Raw genomic sequence first — 14,992 nt, 5'->3', positions numbered from 1 at the left:
GAATGGGTCGGATAGCCCATCCGATCAAATCGCAAGGCGGCTGTAAATGGTAAAAACCCGGATTTGCCTTTGTCGGTCTGCGGGCTATAGAACAGGGCAGTCAACGCAGGGTAACGACATCGTGCAGATCCATTTCGATCAGGCCAGCGCCAGTTTCGACGGCCATGTGGCCCTGGAGCCGCTGACCATCACCTTCGGCGAACAGCGGATTGGGGTCATCGGCCTGAATGGATCAGGCAAATCCACCTTTGCCCGGCTGATCAATGGGTTGGTCAAGCCGAGTGCTGGCCATGTGACGCTGGATGGGCTGGACACGGTAAAAGACGCCAAGGCCGTGCAGGCACGCACCGGCTTCATCTTCCAGAACCCGGCCAATCAGATCATCCTGCCGCTGATCGGTGAGGATATTGCCATGGGGCCAAAGGCACGTGGGCTGAAAGGCAAGGCACTGGACGAGGCCGTGGACAGCGTTGCCGCCCGGCTCGGCATAACCCATCTGCTGCGCCGCCGCCCGCATGAATTGTCCGGTGGCGAGCTGCAATTGGCGGCCCTGGCCGCTGTTCTGGTCACCCGGCCCGGTCTGGTGATTTTCGATGAACCGACCAACCAGCTCGATTTGAAAAACCGGGCGCTGGTGGCTGGCACCATCGAGGCGCTGGAGGAACAGGCGCTGGTGATCAGCCATGATCTCGACCTGATCGCCGGATTTTCGCGGGTGCTGGTGTTTCACCGTGCCAAGCTTGCCTTCGATGGTCCGGCCAGCGAGGCCATTGCCCGCTACCGCGAGATCGCCGCATGGTGAACAGCCTGCATGTCGAGGGCAATAGCTGGCTGCACCGGATGCCGGTTGGGGCGAAACTGGCCATTCTGCTGGTATTTGGCCTTGGCCTTGCCTTCAGCCTGTCCATGCCGCTCCAGGCCTCGGCAGCCTGCGCCACCGGCGCGCTCTATTTCAGCCTGGGGCTTGGTGCGCGGGCGGCCTTGCGGCGCATCCGCCCGATGCTGATCAGCATTGCCGCGCTTGGCCTGTTCAACATCTATGCGCTGGATCTTATCACCTCGGCAACGCTGACGCTGAGGCTGCTCGCCATCCTGTTTCTCGCCTCCGCCATCACCGCAACGACCTCGCTTGGTGCCTTCATGGAGACGCTCGACCGGCTGCTGGCCCCGCTCGACCGGCTGGGTCTGGTCCGGGCCGCCGATATCAGCCTGGCGCTGGGGCTGACGCTGCGCTTCGTGCCTGATATCGCCGACCGCTATGAGGCGCTGAAGGCCGCGCATCAGGCGCGTGGCATTCCCGTGCGGCTGCACCGGATGCTGGGGCCGCTGTTTATTCTGGCCTTGAAAGAGGCCGATTCCATCGCCGAGGCCATTGACGCTCGCGGCATTCGCCGTCACGAAAAGAGAACAGACTGATGAGGAGATCACCATGACCACGCGAGACCTGGTTCTGATTGCGCTGTTTGCTGCCATCGTTGTTGTCCTCGGGCTTATTCCGCCCGTGCCGCTCGGCTTCATTCCAGTGCCGATCACCGCCCAATCGATGGGCGTCATGCTGGCCGGCTGCATTCTCGGCGCCAAGCGCGGGGCCTTAGCCTATGCGCTGGTCGTGCTGCTGGTCGCCATGGGCCTGCCAGTGCTGGCGGGCGGCCACGGCGGCCTGAACGCATTGTTTGGCGCCACCGGCGGCTATATTTTCGGCTGGATTATCGGCGCTTTCGTCACCGGCCTTGCCGCTGAACGCTTTGCCCGCGCCTCCTCCACCGCCAGCGGCCAGACAATCGGCTTCTTTGCCGCCAGCATCCTCGGCGGCATCGGCGTGGTCTATGCCTGCGGCATGCCCTGGTGGAGCTTTGTGGCTGGAACCCCGATCGACAAGGTGCTGATCGGCTCGCTGGCCTTCCTGCCCGGCGACCTGATCAAGGCCGCCATCGCCGCCCTTGCCGCCCGCGCCGTGATGGTTGGCTATCCGCTGCTGCCGAAGCGGGCGTAAATTTCTGTCATCATTCCCGCGTATAGCCGCCGCAAAGCAGAGCGGTGGGCGCGATTATGGATGACAGACTGATGATCTCTGTGGAGCTGGTGCAGCGCCTGATCGCTGACCAGTTTCCGCAATTTTCATCGCTGCCCATCGAACCTGTCGTGCCGGGCGGCTGGAACAATCGCAGTTTCCGCCTTGGCTCTGAGATGATCATCCGCATGCCGAGCGCGCAACGCTATGAACAGCAGGTGGAAAAGGAGCAACGCTTTTTACCGATGCTTGCGCCACATCTGCCGCTTCCCATTACCGAACCGGTTGGAATGGGCTGTGCGGACCATGACTATCCTTTCGCCTGGGGCATTTATCGATGGATCGACGGTGAGACGGCCTTGTCGGCGAAGGTCGTCGACAGCGGGCGATTTGCGGCCGATCTCGGTGATTTCCTAAAGACCCTTCACGGTCTCGATGGTGCCAACGGCCCGCCAGCAGGACCTCATAATTTCTATCGCGGCGGCTTGCTCGCAACCTATGACGATGAAACCCGCACGGCCATACTCAAACTCGGCACCAGCATTGATACTGACGGCGCGACCGCACTATGGGACCGTGCGCTTGCCAGCCTTTGGCAGAAACCGCCGGTCTGGCTGCACGGCGACGTCGCTCCGGGAAACCTGCTGTTCAAACACGGACGCCTCTCCGCCGTGATTGATTTCGGCGGCTGCGGCACGGGTGATCCGGCCTGCGACCTCGCTATCGCCTGGACCTTCATGGATGCCGTAACCGCTACAGTGTTTCGCGCAACCGTTGTCCATGATGAAGCGACATGGGACCGGGCGCGTGGCTGGGCGCTATGGAAGACGCTGATTACCCTGCAAAAGCAGGGAGACGCCAGCGAACCTGAAGCAGCGGAAACCCGAACCATACTCGACCGTATCCTCAGATAATTTCACGGCAGCCACTGATACAGCCAATCCCTGAGCGCTTCAGATAGCGCCACCGGTTCGGCACTGTCCTTGTTCACAGCCGTCCAAGTGATCTCAACATCGGCAGCGCGGGTTTTGCCGCTTTCGACCGCAATGGCGAAGCCGACGGATTTGCCGCCGATCTTGTCCACCTGCACGGTGAAGCGCAGCGCGTCGCCCGGTCCCAGGGCTTCATAAAGACGCGCCTCGAATTTGGTGGCGCGAAAGTCCGGCTCCTGCTCTTCTGCGGGCCGGGCCTGCCAGAAGCGGTGGAGCGCTTCTTCGCACAGCGCCAGCAGCGCGCTGTTGTTCAGCCGTCCGCTGATGCCGACATCGCGCAGGCCGATCAGCGTTTCGGTTACATCAAGCCGTTCTCTTTTCGCCATTGCCCTTGCCCTCCATGCCGTGATCGCTCATGTAATGGAAAAGAGATTGGTCGCGCAAGTTTGGCGCGGCAGGAGGATGCGTCATGACAACCCGGCTCTATGAGAACCCGATCTTTCTGGAACACAACACGCCAGAAGGCCATCCTGAACGGGCCGACCGGCTGCGCTCGCTGAATATCGCCCTGGAGCATCCGAATTTTTCCGCCCTGGAGCGCCATCAGGCGCAGCAGGCCAATGAGGATGCTGTCATGCTGGCCCATCCGGAAGAGCATTTCATCGCTGTCATGCGGCAGGTGCCGGAGGAGGACGACCGGATCAACCAGCTGGAGGCCGATACCTATGCCTCGCAGAAAAGCCTGCAATGCGCCCTGACCGCCATCGGTGGGGCGATGGCCGCCGTGGACGACGTGATGACCGGTGCTGCCGACAATGTGTTCGTGGCGGGCCGTCCGCCCGGCCATCATGCGGAAAAAACCAAGGCGATGGGCTTTTGCCTGTTCAATACCATCGCCATCGCTGCCCGCCATGCCCAGCAGGTCTATGGCGTCGAGCGGGTCGCCATCGTCGATTGGGATGTGCATCACGGCAACGGCACCCAGGATATTTTCTGGGACGATCCATCCGTGCTGTTCTGTTCCACCCACCAGATGCCGCTTTATCCCTGGACCGGCAAGAAGGATGAGGTCGGGCCGCACAACACCATCGTCAATGCGCCGCTGTCGGCCAATAGCGGCTCGGACCATTTCCGCGAGGCGTTCAAATCGCGGGTGCTGACGGCGCTCAATGATTTTTCCCCGGATCTCATCCTGATTTCCGCCGGGTTTGATGCCCATCACCGCGACCCGCTGGCACAGATCAATCTGGTCGGTGAGGATTTTGACTGGGCAACCGGGCGGCTGATGGAAGTGGCCGACCGCTTTGCCAAAAACCGGGTCGTCAGCCTGCTGGAAGGCGGCTATGATCTGGAAGGTCTGGCCGAGTCGGCTGGCATGCATATTTCGAGATTGATGAAGGGTTGAGTATGACCGACGTTGCCGCCACCGATATTGCCGCTTATTCCTTTGAAAAGGCCGTGGCCGAGCTGGAAAGCATCGTGGCCCGGCTGGAGCGCGGCGATGTGGCGCTCGACGAATCCATCTCGATTTACGAGCGCGGCGAGTTGCTAAAGAAACACTGCGAGGCACTGTTGTCGGCAGCCGAAAACCGCATCGAGAAAATCCGGCTGGACCGGGCTGGCAAACCTGTTGGTGCCGAGCCGCTGGACAAGGACTAGGCCTGATCCTGGCACGCCCACAGCAAGGAAGATGCGTTTGTCCCTTTGCCGAGGGGCATTTAAGTCCTATATGCATCAACAGGGCAGTTTTACTGGATCTGCCCTATCATTGACCTGAACGTCCTGATTGACAGCGGCGCACTGCGCCTGGGAAACAAACAGGGGTCGCGGGCAAATGACATTGAATACTGTATGATTTCCCCATTCATGGACCATTCAGGCCGTGCAATGCATTCGGGAGGAAACTTGTGCAGCCGATAGACCGAGTGATGAGAAAAAGAGGCTGGAGCCTGTGACATCGAAGCCAAACACGCCGTTGCTGGATCAGGTCGTGTTTCCGTCCGACCTTCGCAAGATCGAAGATAAGGACATGCCCCAAGTGGCGCGTGAACTGCGCGACGAGATGATCGATGCCGTGTCGGTGACGGGCGGACATCTGGGCGCCGGGCTTGGCGTGGTGGAACTGACGCTCGCCATCCACAAGGTTTTCAACACCCCGGAAGACCGGCTGATCTTTGATGTCGGACACCAATGCTATCCGCACAAGATCCTGACCGGGCGGCGAGAGCGCATCCGCACGCTGCGCCAGGAACATGGGCTTTCGGGCTTCACCAAACGGGCTGAGAGCGAATACGATCCGTTCGGCGCAGCCCATTCCTCCACGTCCATTTCGGCAGGCCTTGGCATGGCCGTGGCAGCCGAGCTTGGCCAGACCGACCGCAAGGTCATCGCTGTGATCGGCGACGGGGCGATGTCGGCGGGCATGGCATTTGAGGCTCTGAACAACGCCGGCGCGCTGGACGCGCGGCTGATCGTCATTCTCAACGACAATGACATGTCGATTGCCCCACCAACCGGCGCGATGAGCGCCTATCTGGCGCGGCTTGCCTCCGGGCGCACCTATATGGGTATGCGCGAGATCGGCAAAAAACTGACCGCCTATCTCGGCAAGAATATCGACCGGGCCATCACCCGCGCCGTCGAACATGCGCGTGGCTATGTAACCGGCGGCACGATGTTTGAGGAAATGGGCTTTTACCATATCGGCCCGATTGACGGCCATTCCTTTGATCATCTCCTGCCGGTGCTGCGCAATGTGCGCGACAACGCCAAGGGGCCGGTGCTGATCCATGTGGTGACCCAGAAGGGCAAGGGTTATGCGCCCGCCGAGGCCGCCGCCGACAAATACCACGGCGTCAACACCTTCGATGTCATCACCGGTACCCAGGCCAAGGCCAAGCCGAATGCGCCGAGCTATACCGCCGTGTTTGCCGACGCGCTGGTGGAAGAAGCCCGCCTTGACGACAAGATCGTCGGCATTACCGCCGCCATGCCATCAGGCACCGGGCTTGATAAGCTACAAAACCTGTTCCCGGAACGGACCTTCGATGTCGGCATTGCCGAACAGCATGCCGTGACCTTTGCCGCTGGCCTTGCCGCCGAGGGCTACAAGCCGTTCTGCGCGCTCTATTCGACCTTCCTGCAACGCGGCTACGATCAGGTCGTGCATGACGTCGCCATCCAAGGCTTGCCCGTGCGTTTTCCCATCGACCGCGCCGGTTTCGTCGGTGCCGATGGGCCAACCCATGCCGGATCGTTCGATACCGGCTTTCTCGCCAGCCTGCCCGGTTTCGTGGTGATGGCGGCGGCTGATGAAGCCGAACTGAAGCATATGGTGCGCACCGCCGCCGCCTATGATGAGGGTCCGATTTCCTTCCGCTATCCACGCGGCGAAGGCGTTGGCGTGCAGATGCCGGAGCGCGGCGAGATTTTGCCAATCGGCAAGGGCCGGATCATCAAGGAAGGCTCGAAAGTGGCGCTGCTGTCCTTCGGGACGCGGCTGGCTGAATGTCTTGTCGCGGCAGAAGATCTCGATGCCGCCGGCCTGCCGACCACGGTTGCCGATGCCCGGTTTGCCAAGCCGCTCGATCTCGACCTGATCCGCCAGCTTGCCCGCCACCATGCCGTGCTGATCACGGTCGAGGAAGGTGCGGTCGGCGGTTTCGGATCTCAGGTCCTGCATATGCTGGCCAATGAGGGCCTGCTCGACCACGGCCTCAAAGTCCGGAGCCTGGTTCTGCCGGATCTGTGGATGGATCAGGCCAAGCCTGACGTCATGTATGAAAAGGCAGGCCTCGACGCCAAGGGCATTGTTTCAACGGTGTTCACAGCGCTGTCGCGCGATGCTTTGGCCCAAGACAGCTTGGCGTAAAGAGAGGCTCGGCGGCCCTTCAGCGGACGACAAACCAGACAGCCTGAAACAGCAAAACGCCGCTGGCCAGAAAGCCAGCGGCGTTTTGTTGTCATACTCCCACCAGATATGGTGGACAGTTCGATCAGAATTCCGACCATTCCTGTTTGACGGCGGCAGACGATGCCCCTCCGCCGAAGGCCTTGCCGATCTTGGAGGCCAGCGCACGGGCGGGTGAGGCAATTGGACGCTGCGATGCGCTGGCAACTGCCGGATGTCCGGCAAATGATGACCTCCGGCCCGCAAGCTGGAACTGGCTGACAAGCGTCTTCAGACGGTTGGCTTCGGTGGCAAGAGCTGCAGCAGCGGCGGTCGATTGCTCGACCATGGCGGCATTCTGCTGCGTCGTCTGGTCCATCTGGTTGACCGCCGAATTGACTTCGGCAAGACCGGTGGACTGTTCCCGTGCCGATGTGGCGATTGCCTCCATCAACTGGTTGATCTGGACCACGTGATCGCCGATCGACTTCAGGGCAACACCGGTTTCCCGCACCAGCTTGACGCCGCTATCGACTTCCAAAGAGGAGTTCTGGATCAGACCCTTGATTTCCTTGGCAGCCTGGGCAGACCGTTGCGCCAGTTCACGCACTTCCTGGGCGACAACCGCAAAGCCCTTACCGGCTTCACCGGCGCGCGCTGCTTCGACACCGGCATTCAGTGCCAGAAGATTGGTCTGGAAGGCGATTTCATCGATCACGCCGATGATGTTGGAAATCTGCTGCGAGCTTTCCTCGATCCGCTTCATGGCGTTTTCGGCCTGATTGACGACTTCCGACGACCGCACGGCGTTCTGGTTAGCGGTAATCGCCACAGAGCGGGCTTCTTCCGTGCGCTGCGAGGAATTGGTCACATTGACGGTGATCTGGTCGAGCGCCGCCGCCGTTTCTTCCAGGGCTGCTGCCTGCTGCTCGGTCCGCTTGGACAAATCATTCGTGCCATCGGCAATTTCACGGGTGCCGTTTTCCATGCCTTCGACGGTCTGGAGGACGGAGCCGAGCGTTGTTCCAAGCTGTTCCAGCGAGGCGTTGAAATCCTGGCGCAGCGATTCATATTCAGCGGCGAAAGCATCGTTGAGCTGGAAGGATACGTCGCCCTGCGCCAGGCGCTTCAAGCCCTCGCCAAGGGTCTGCGTTGCAAATCGCAGATTGGCCGCTTCCTGCTCAGCGCGCTGTTGATGGGCAGCCTGGGTCTGTGCCGTTTGCTGGCGGTTGACCGTTGCCTGCTCTTCCAACTCGCGATTGGCAATGGCGTTCTTGCGGAACACTTCAACCGCATCGGCCATATGACCGACTTCGTCGCGGCGGCCAATGCCGGGGATGTCGATTGCCGTTTCACCAGTTGCAAGGCTGCGCATTGACGCCGTGATCCGGGTCAGCGGCGCAATCATGCCCTTGTTGAGGAGAAGAAGCGACAAACCGATCAGCAAGACAAGCGTACCGCTGCCCAGCAGAATATTGCGGCGGGCATCATAGGCGGCGGCGTCAGCAGCTTTCTGGCGCACGCTGAGAAGCGCGCTTTCCTCATCGGCAATTTCCTTGGCCTTGGCGCGAATGCCATCCATATAGGTCTTGCCCGCACCGGAAATCTCCAACTGGCGGCCCTGATCGCGGGTCGCCGGGTCTTTCGCCAGGGCAAGCTCCTTGGCAACGACTTTCGTCTGCCAATCCTGAACCATGGCATCGAGATCGGCGAGACGCTTCTGCTGGACCTGATTGTCAGATGTCAGGCTGCGAACAGCTGCATAGGCATCAGTATAATTCTTTAAGCCAGCCTTTTGCGGATCGAGAAATTTCTCATCAGCTTCCGACAGAAGATAAGCGCGAATGCCGGTTTCCTGATTGACCATGGACGCGACAATGGCATCCATTTTTTGCAGCACTTGATAAGTGTGCTCAGTCCATCCAGACGATTGCTCCTGATTGGAGAGCGAACGCCAGCTGACCGCATTCACAACAAGACTAACAGCAAGCAAGATTGCAAATGTCAGTCCAATTTTTGCTACGATCCGTATATTATCCAGAATTTTCATCGTCCAGTTCCCTCATTCGCGAACTTGAAGAGATGAATTCTTTCAAGAGGCGAGCCGTTGCTATCTCAAAACATGATTAATTCGGCGACAGTCCAGCATCATGCCGGGATAAACACAATCTTGGGAATCCCTCTCCCCTGATTGCAACTCGTCACTCGGTTTTTTGTTTTATTGTATATGCATTAAAAAATCTATAATAATATAAATACATTCGCCTCCTCACGAAGCACAACCTTTAAACATTGAAGAAAATACATGTGAAAAGACCTAGTATAAAATCTACCTAGGCGCGAATAATGGTTTTTGTTTTAATTTTTAGATATGCCGCATTTCTTATACATGAAACATATTTTCAACATCTCCAAGTTGAAACATAGAATATTATTCCTGCCTGAATATTTCTTTATGCTCATTTAGTTGCTTTCGCTTTATGCTGAATTTTTGACAAAAATCAATTTTATGATGTGCGTGTCGATGTATATTAAGCCACTTATAATTTGCATTTTTGACCAGTAAATTATTGTAATCATTTTAAAAACACTCTGGCAAATAAGAGAGTGATCCTATCTCTGCGAAATTGACGCCTCTCAAAAGATGCGTGTTACAAGTATCGATGTGAAAAATGCTTACACTCCTGGACGACAGGCAAAGGCTTTTCATCGTCGAAGCCAGGGAAAAGCGCTTTCCCCTTCGCCCTCAACTCCCGACTGTAAAATGATAGCGAAGATTTCAAACCTTTAGTTCTGGTGATTTTCTCGGTGGCAATTGCGGTGGCTCGACCGCATTGGCTGCGCCGCTCAACGCTGCGTTGAACCGAGCTGAAAGGAGAAAGACCCTCAGCGTTTCGGACTTCCCCTCCACCTTCTCATATCAAGGCGCTGACATGCTGACGCATCCTCGCCTTGAACGCATTGCAAACATCTCAAATGCTTGCACCGCTTGAGATATTTGCAAAAGGAATACGAAGAGTCATCTTCAATGACTCTTCGTATAAAAGTAGCGAGGAGGTTGAACTCGTCATCCTCTATCTTTTGGGTTCAGTTTGTCTCTTCGGGAAACGTAGGCCCCATTTTTCCTAACAGTCTGTTCAAGAATTGCTGTTGGCGTGGCGAAAATGGTGATTTCGAGAACCGGAGCGGAGCGTACTTAACGTACGTGAGTACAAGCATTCCAGGAAAAGTGCGAAGCGGTTTTCCGTTTGGAAATGCGAATCAAGCAGGCAAGCGCAGAAATTGCCTTTTGCAGCCCGTCAGCGGCGATTGTTGAACGGACTGTAAGACAAATTCTAGAATTCCGACCATTCCTGTTTGACGGCGGCTGCCGCTGTGCCGCCCCCAAAGGCCTTGCCGAGCTTGGAAACAAGCGAGCGAGCCGGAGAGGAAACCGGACGCTGCGATGCAGCGCTGGAGACAGGATGAGCCGGACCCGCCGAGGCGGTATATTGGGCCACCCCCGGGCCATCCTCCAGCTTGAACTGGCGCAACAGATCCATCAGTGCATCGGCCTCCGTGGCGAGCGTATGGCTGGCTGCGGTCTGTTCTTCCACCATGGCGGCGTTTTGCTGTGTGCCCTTGTCCATGTCGGTGACAGCCACGTTGATCTCCGAGAGACCCGTCGATTGCTCCCGCGAGGCGGTGACGATGGCCGCGACATTTTCGCTGATGTGCTGGACGGCGGTGACGATCTGCTCCAGTTCGCGACCGGTCTCTCCGACCAGCGACACGCCAGCCCCAACCTGGGCGGAGGATGCGCTAATCAAAACCTTGATTTCCTTGGCGGCCTTGGCAGAGCGCTCGGCCAAGGCCCGCACTTCCTGTGCTACCACGGCAAATCCCTTGCCTGCCTCGCCAGCACGGGCCGCTTCCACGCCGGCATTGAGCGCCAGAAGATTGGTCTGGAAGGCAATATCCTCGATGACACCGATGATATTGCCGATTTCGCCGGAGGATTTCTCGATCTCGGTCATGGCAGCCACGGCGTTTCTCACCACCTGGCCGGAGCGTTCAGCGCCGGTGCGGGTGGTGGCCACCAGCTGGCCGACATCTTCGGCGCGCCGTGCGCTGTCTTTCACCGTGCGCGTAACCTGTTCAAGGGCGGCTGCGGTCTCTTCCACCGAGGCCGCCTGCTGCTCGGTCCGCTTGGCCAGATCGTCCGCCGAGGCGCGAATTTCCGCCGCCCCGGCATTGATCGCCTGGGCATTGGCACCCACCGTCTTCAAGGCCGCCTGGAGCTTGGAAAGGGATTCGTTGAAATTCACCCGTAGCCCATCCAGCCGCTCGACAAAGGGTACCGTGAGGCGGTGAGCAACATTGCCATTGGCGAGCGCCGCAAGCCCTTCCGCCAATTGCACGACGACAAACGAAATCTCGTCGGCTTCCTGTTGCTTCTGGGCCTGGGCGGCCTGCTGCTCATCCTCAGAGCGGCGGCGCATGCTATCGGTTTCCTGGGTCAGGCGCAGTTTTTCAATCGCCGCATCCTTGAAGACCAAAACGGCCTTTGCCATCCGGCCCACTTCATCGCCCCGGTTGATGGCGGGGACATCGACCCCGTGATCGCCGGACGCCAGTTTGCTCATCGCGACAGTCATACCGGTGATCGGGTTGACGATAGAGCGCGCCAGAAGCCAGATCAGCAAGACAGCCAAGCCACCGGCCAGCGCGCAACCGGCCAGCAGCGCCAGTTCAAGACGCGACTGCGCATCGCGCTGGATTCCCCTTTGCTCGTTGCCCATTGCCACCACAACGGTCTTTGCCTTGGCGGCAGCATCGCGGAACGCATCCAACTCGCCTTTCGACGCATAGACACGGGTGATCTCTTCCACCGTCTTCCCGCTCTTGCGGGCTTCCAGTTGCGGCAAGACCAATTGCGTGTGAAATCTGTCGGCCGCCGTCTTGATATCGTCCAGCATGGACTGAACGGCCTGATGACCGGCAGCGGCAGTGCGGGCATCGTCCAGGGATTTCAACATTTTGTCGCGGCTGTCGAAGACGGCCTTATAGGTGCTGTCGGACCCCAATAGCAGATAGCCCCGTTGATTGACCGCCTCTTCCAGCATCGCCTGGAGCGTCAAATCCAGCGCATAACCGACCTGTTCGATCTGAGCATGTTCCTCAAGCGCCGCCTTGACCTGCCGACCCTGGAGAAAAACGACAGCAGAAGCAATGAAGCACCCCGCCATGATCGCGACGAAGGTCAGGTAGAGTTTTTTGCTGAGGGACAAATCCTGAAAAGACATGGGGGCCTGCTTCCTATTCTCACTGCATTTGGGCGGCAGCGATTGCCACGCGCCATATGAAAGCCCGATACTCAGGTAGGAAACGTCACAAAGCCGCGAAAAAGCGATCCAAACCCATCAGGCGTGGATGTCACGATCCGGCTATTCGGCGTCGTCCTTGCCAAGACCTTTTCAGACCCCGGAGACCATCCCTGGCTTTCATTCGAGGCGAGTATTGCCGCAGTGGGTCTAAAAAAGTGTTACAGCTGTACCGTGAATAAGCACATGTACACATTTGACCACAAATTCCGAACCGAGGGCCTGTGTAGATTTGACGAGTGTCAAAACCACCTGTCCGAAAGTATGAGAGTGAGCCTCCTGCCCCTGTTCGAGCCTTGCCCAATTGCCGCAGTTTTCCTCTTATGGGACGCGCAAAGCGATGGCGGCGATCCTACGACCTAGCCTGACAAGGGCAAGAGGCTTGCAAGTCGCAGCATAAACCGGCATTGACGGGGGTATGACCCAATCGCCAAGCCCCCAATCGTTGGAACCCCAACGTCTCGACCAGTTGCTGGTTGCTCTCAATCTGTTCGCCAGCCGCTCGCGCGCCCGCGACGCCGTGCAGCGTGGTGGCGTCAAGGTGAATGGCCGCACCGTGACAAAGCCAAGCTTGACCTTCTCCCCTGATGTGACGATCGAAATCGACGATCCGGCCCAGGATTACGTGTCGCGCGCCGCGCTGAAGCTAGTGGCTGGTCTCGATCACTTCAAGCTCGACCCTTCCGGCCATATCTGTCTCGATGTCGGTGCGTCCACCGGCGGCTTTACCGAAGTGCTGCTGCATCGCGGCGCAGCGCATGTGGTTGCCATTGATGTCGGCCATGAACAGTTTCATCCCCGGTTGGAAAGCGATCCCCGCACTACCAATATCGAAGGGCTGAATGCGCGCTATCTGGAGCCGGAGGATATTGGCAATCAAGAGTTTACCTTCCTGGTCTCTGACGTCTCCTTCATTTCGCTGAAACTGGCCCTGGTGCCTGCTCTCGAAATGGCCGAGCCGGGCAGCCATTGCCTGCTGCTGGTCAAGCCGCAATTTGAGGCGGGTCGCGAGGCCATCAGCAAGGCAGGCCTCCTCAAGGAACCGGAAACCGCGCCGCTGGTGGCTGCCGAGCTGGAACGTTGGTTAAGCGAAGACATGGGCTGGACAAGCCTTGGCCTGATCCCTTCGCCGATTGCCGGTGGCGATGGCAATGTGGAATTCCTGCTGGCAGGGCGAAAGCCGGAAGAACAGCCTGAGGATGCAGAATGAGCACCGAGACATTGACGATCAACAGCCTCGGCGCCCAGGGCGATGGCATTGCCAATGGCGCGGAAGGCCCGGTTTATGTGCCGTTTTCCCTGCCCGGCGAGCGGGTGGCGGTCGCCCGCGTCAAGGACCAGGGCACGATCATGTCGATTGCCTCGGCCTCGCCGGAGCGGATCGAACCGGTCTGTCGGCATTTCGGCCCTGACGGGGCCGGCGGCACCTGCGGTGGCTGTTCGCTCCAGCATATGGAAAAATCCGCCTATAATGAATTCAAGCGCTCGACGCTGATCGCGGCGCTGAAATCCAAGGGCATCGAGACCGAAGTAAACCCTTTGGTCGAGGCCTTTCCCGGCGAACGGCGGCGGCTAGTGTTCACGGCCCGCAAGCGCGAAAAGGGCCTGTTGATCGGCTTCAACCAAGCCGCATCCCGCCATATTGTCGAGCTGGAGGAATGTCCCGTCACATCCGCGGGCATTCTCGCCCGGCTGGATGACCTGCGCGCCATTGGAGCGGCGATTGCCACCGGATCGGATCATTTCCGCATGACGGTGACGGAAACCACCACCGGACTGGACGTCTCGCTTGACGGTGTGCGGGGTGGCCTGCCGGACCGTGAGCGTCGGGCGATCACCGAAGTGGTGTTGAAGATGCGCGGCGTGGCCCGCGTTTCCGTCAATGGCGAAATCGTCATTGAGCCGCATAAACCGATGCTGGATTTCGGCGGAGCGCTGGTCGCCATGCCGCCCGGCACCTTTACCCAGGCAACCCGCCAGGCCGAAGAGGCCATGACAGCCTTGGTCCTCGACCATGTCGGCAAGGCCAAGCGGGTAGCGGATCTGTTTTGCGGGATCGGCACGTTTACCCTGAGATTGGCCCGCCAGGCCCAGGTTCTCGCCGTCGAATCCGATGAAAAGGCGGTGAAGGCGCTGGATCTGGCGGCCCGCAACACCAAGGGCTTAAAGCCGATCAAGGCCGAAAAGCGCGACCTGTTCCGCCGTCCGCTGATGGTTTCGGAACTGAAGGGGCTGGACGCCGTGGTCTTCGATCCGCCACGGGCCGGAGCCGAGGAACAGTGCGCGGAACTCGCCCGCTCACAGGTGAAAACCATCGTTGCCGTCAGCTGCAATGCTTTGACGCTGGCACGCGACCTGTCGATCCTGATGGCCGGCGGCTACCGCATTACCGCCGTCACACCCATCGACCAATTCCTCTGGTCGCCGCATGTCGAGGTGGTGGTGGCGCTCACCAAGGGCTGAGATTAATACTGCCGCAGCTTGCCGCTACCAACCGCGTTGGCGCAGCGGCAGCTTTCCCCGACCCGGCCCGGACTGGCCGGGCAGGAATACCGCCCCGCACCCGCATCGCTGGCCGGTGGCTTGATGATGCAGACATAGCGCGGCGGACGGACATTGCCGCCCTGCTGCGGAATATTGCGGTTGATCGTATCCGGCTGCGCCTGGGCAAGCTGGAGGAGAGGTGCCGTGGTGGAACGCGCCGGGCCGGGCCAATCTGCGGCATGAGCCGCTGGCGCCGCCGCGATCATCGCCATGGCAATCAATAAGCTTCGCATCTTTCCCTCCCGAGCAGATA

Annotated in this window: 13 protein-coding genes; 9 read left to right on the top strand and 4 right to left on the bottom strand. The window is 59.1% G+C overall.

The window, feature by feature from the left end; genetic code table 11:
- The first annotated feature begins 121 nt into the window (after positions 1-121).
- From AVI_RS04020 to AVI_RS04005, 4 genes are read left to right on the top strand one after another with little or no spacing between them, the layout of a single operon-like run.
- Positions 122-802, top strand: coding sequence for an energy-coupling factor ABC transporter ATP-binding protein (locus tag AVI_RS04020; protein WP_015915136.1), 681 nt, complete (start codon positions 122-124; stop codon positions 800-802).
- Complete coding sequence (locus AVI_RS04015; RefSeq protein WP_015915135.1) at positions 796-1,416, top strand: energy-coupling factor transporter transmembrane component T family protein; 621 nt, start codon at positions 796-798, stop codon at positions 1,414-1,416. Before AVI_RS04020 ends, AVI_RS04015 begins: the two co-directional genes overlap by 7 nt.
- Positions 1,417-1,429: 13 nt before the next feature.
- Complete coding sequence (locus AVI_RS04010; RefSeq protein WP_015915134.1) at positions 1,430-1,993, top strand: biotin transporter BioY; 564 nt, start codon at positions 1,430-1,432, stop codon at positions 1,991-1,993.
- A 56-nt stretch (positions 1,994-2,049) separates the two neighbouring features.
- Positions 2,050-2,925 (top strand): aminoglycoside phosphotransferase family protein, encoded by an 876-nt coding sequence (locus AVI_RS04005; RefSeq protein WP_015915133.1) that lies wholly within the window; start codon positions 2,050-2,052, stop codon positions 2,923-2,925.
- 2 nt (positions 2,926-2,927) lie between these two features.
- Here AVI_RS04005 and AVI_RS04000 read toward each other — a convergent pair whose 3' ends face one another.
- Positions 2,928-3,329 carry an acyl-CoA thioesterase gene (locus AVI_RS04000; protein ID WP_015915132.1) on the bottom strand — a complete coding sequence of 134 codons (402 nt, stop codon included), beginning with the start codon at positions 3,327-3,329 and terminating at the stop codon, positions 2,928-2,930.
- 83 nt (positions 3,330-3,412) lie between these two features.
- Between AVI_RS04000 and AVI_RS03995 the strand changes: the two genes are divergently transcribed.
- The 3 genes from AVI_RS03995 to dxs all read left to right on the top strand — a co-directional run bounded on the left by AVI_RS03995 (position 3,413) and on the right by dxs (position 6,814).
- Positions 3,413-4,348 carry a histone deacetylase family protein gene (locus AVI_RS03995; RefSeq protein WP_015915131.1) on the top strand — a complete coding sequence of 312 codons (936 nt, stop codon included), beginning with the start codon at positions 3,413-3,415 and terminating at the stop codon, positions 4,346-4,348.
- Between the two features lie 2 nt (positions 4,349-4,350).
- Positions 4,351-4,602, top strand: a complete 252-nt coding sequence (locus AVI_RS03990) for an exodeoxyribonuclease VII small subunit (RefSeq protein WP_015915130.1) — start codon at positions 4,351-4,353, stop codon at positions 4,600-4,602.
- A gap of 292 nt (positions 4,603-4,894) precedes the next feature.
- On the top strand, positions 4,895-6,814 hold the full coding sequence (gene dxs, locus AVI_RS03985; RefSeq protein ID WP_015915129.1) for a 1-deoxy-D-xylulose-5-phosphate synthase: 1,920 nt from the start codon (positions 4,895-4,897) through the stop codon (positions 6,812-6,814).
- A gap of 124 nt (positions 6,815-6,938) precedes the next feature.
- Here the strand turns inward: dxs and AVI_RS03980 are convergent, their stop codons facing one another.
- Together AVI_RS03980 and AVI_RS03975 are read right to left on the bottom strand one after the other, a co-directional pair.
- Positions 6,939-8,882: a methyl-accepting chemotaxis protein gene (locus tag AVI_RS03980; protein ID WP_015915128.1), complete on the bottom strand. Its 1,944-nt coding sequence runs from the start codon at positions 8,880-8,882 to the stop codon at positions 6,939-6,941.
- Between the two features lie 1,285 nt (positions 8,883-10,167).
- A complete protein-coding gene (locus AVI_RS03975; protein ID WP_015915127.1) occupies positions 10,168-12,117 on the bottom strand; it encodes a methyl-accepting chemotaxis protein in 1,950 nt (649 codons plus the stop codon).
- Between the two features lie 496 nt (positions 12,118-12,613).
- On the opposite strand from AVI_RS03975, the gene AVI_RS03965 reads away from it, so the two are divergent.
- Positions 12,614-13,405, top strand: a complete 792-nt coding sequence (locus AVI_RS03965) for a TlyA family RNA methyltransferase (protein ID WP_015915125.1) — start codon at positions 12,614-12,616, stop codon at positions 13,403-13,405.
- A complete protein-coding gene (locus AVI_RS03960; RefSeq protein ID WP_015915124.1) occupies positions 13,402-14,658 on the top strand; it encodes a class I SAM-dependent RNA methyltransferase in 1,257 nt (418 codons plus the stop codon). Before AVI_RS03965 ends, AVI_RS03960 begins: the two co-directional genes overlap by 4 nt.
- 2 nt (positions 14,659-14,660) lie before the next feature.
- On the opposite strand, the gene AVI_RS03955 is transcribed toward AVI_RS03960, so the two are convergent.
- On the bottom strand, positions 14,661-14,972 hold the full coding sequence (locus AVI_RS03955; protein ID WP_015915123.1) for a hypothetical protein: 312 nt from the start codon (positions 14,970-14,972) through the stop codon (positions 14,661-14,663).
- Positions 14,973-14,992 lie beyond the last annotated feature (20 nt).

It is taken from the genome of Allorhizobium ampelinum S4 (assembly GCF_000016285.1).
Classification (GTDB): Bacteria; Pseudomonadota; Alphaproteobacteria; order Rhizobiales; family Rhizobiaceae; genus Allorhizobium; species Allorhizobium ampelinum.
Note: the sequence above shows the minus strand (reverse complement) of the source record. Positions and strands in the feature narration are given on the sequence as shown.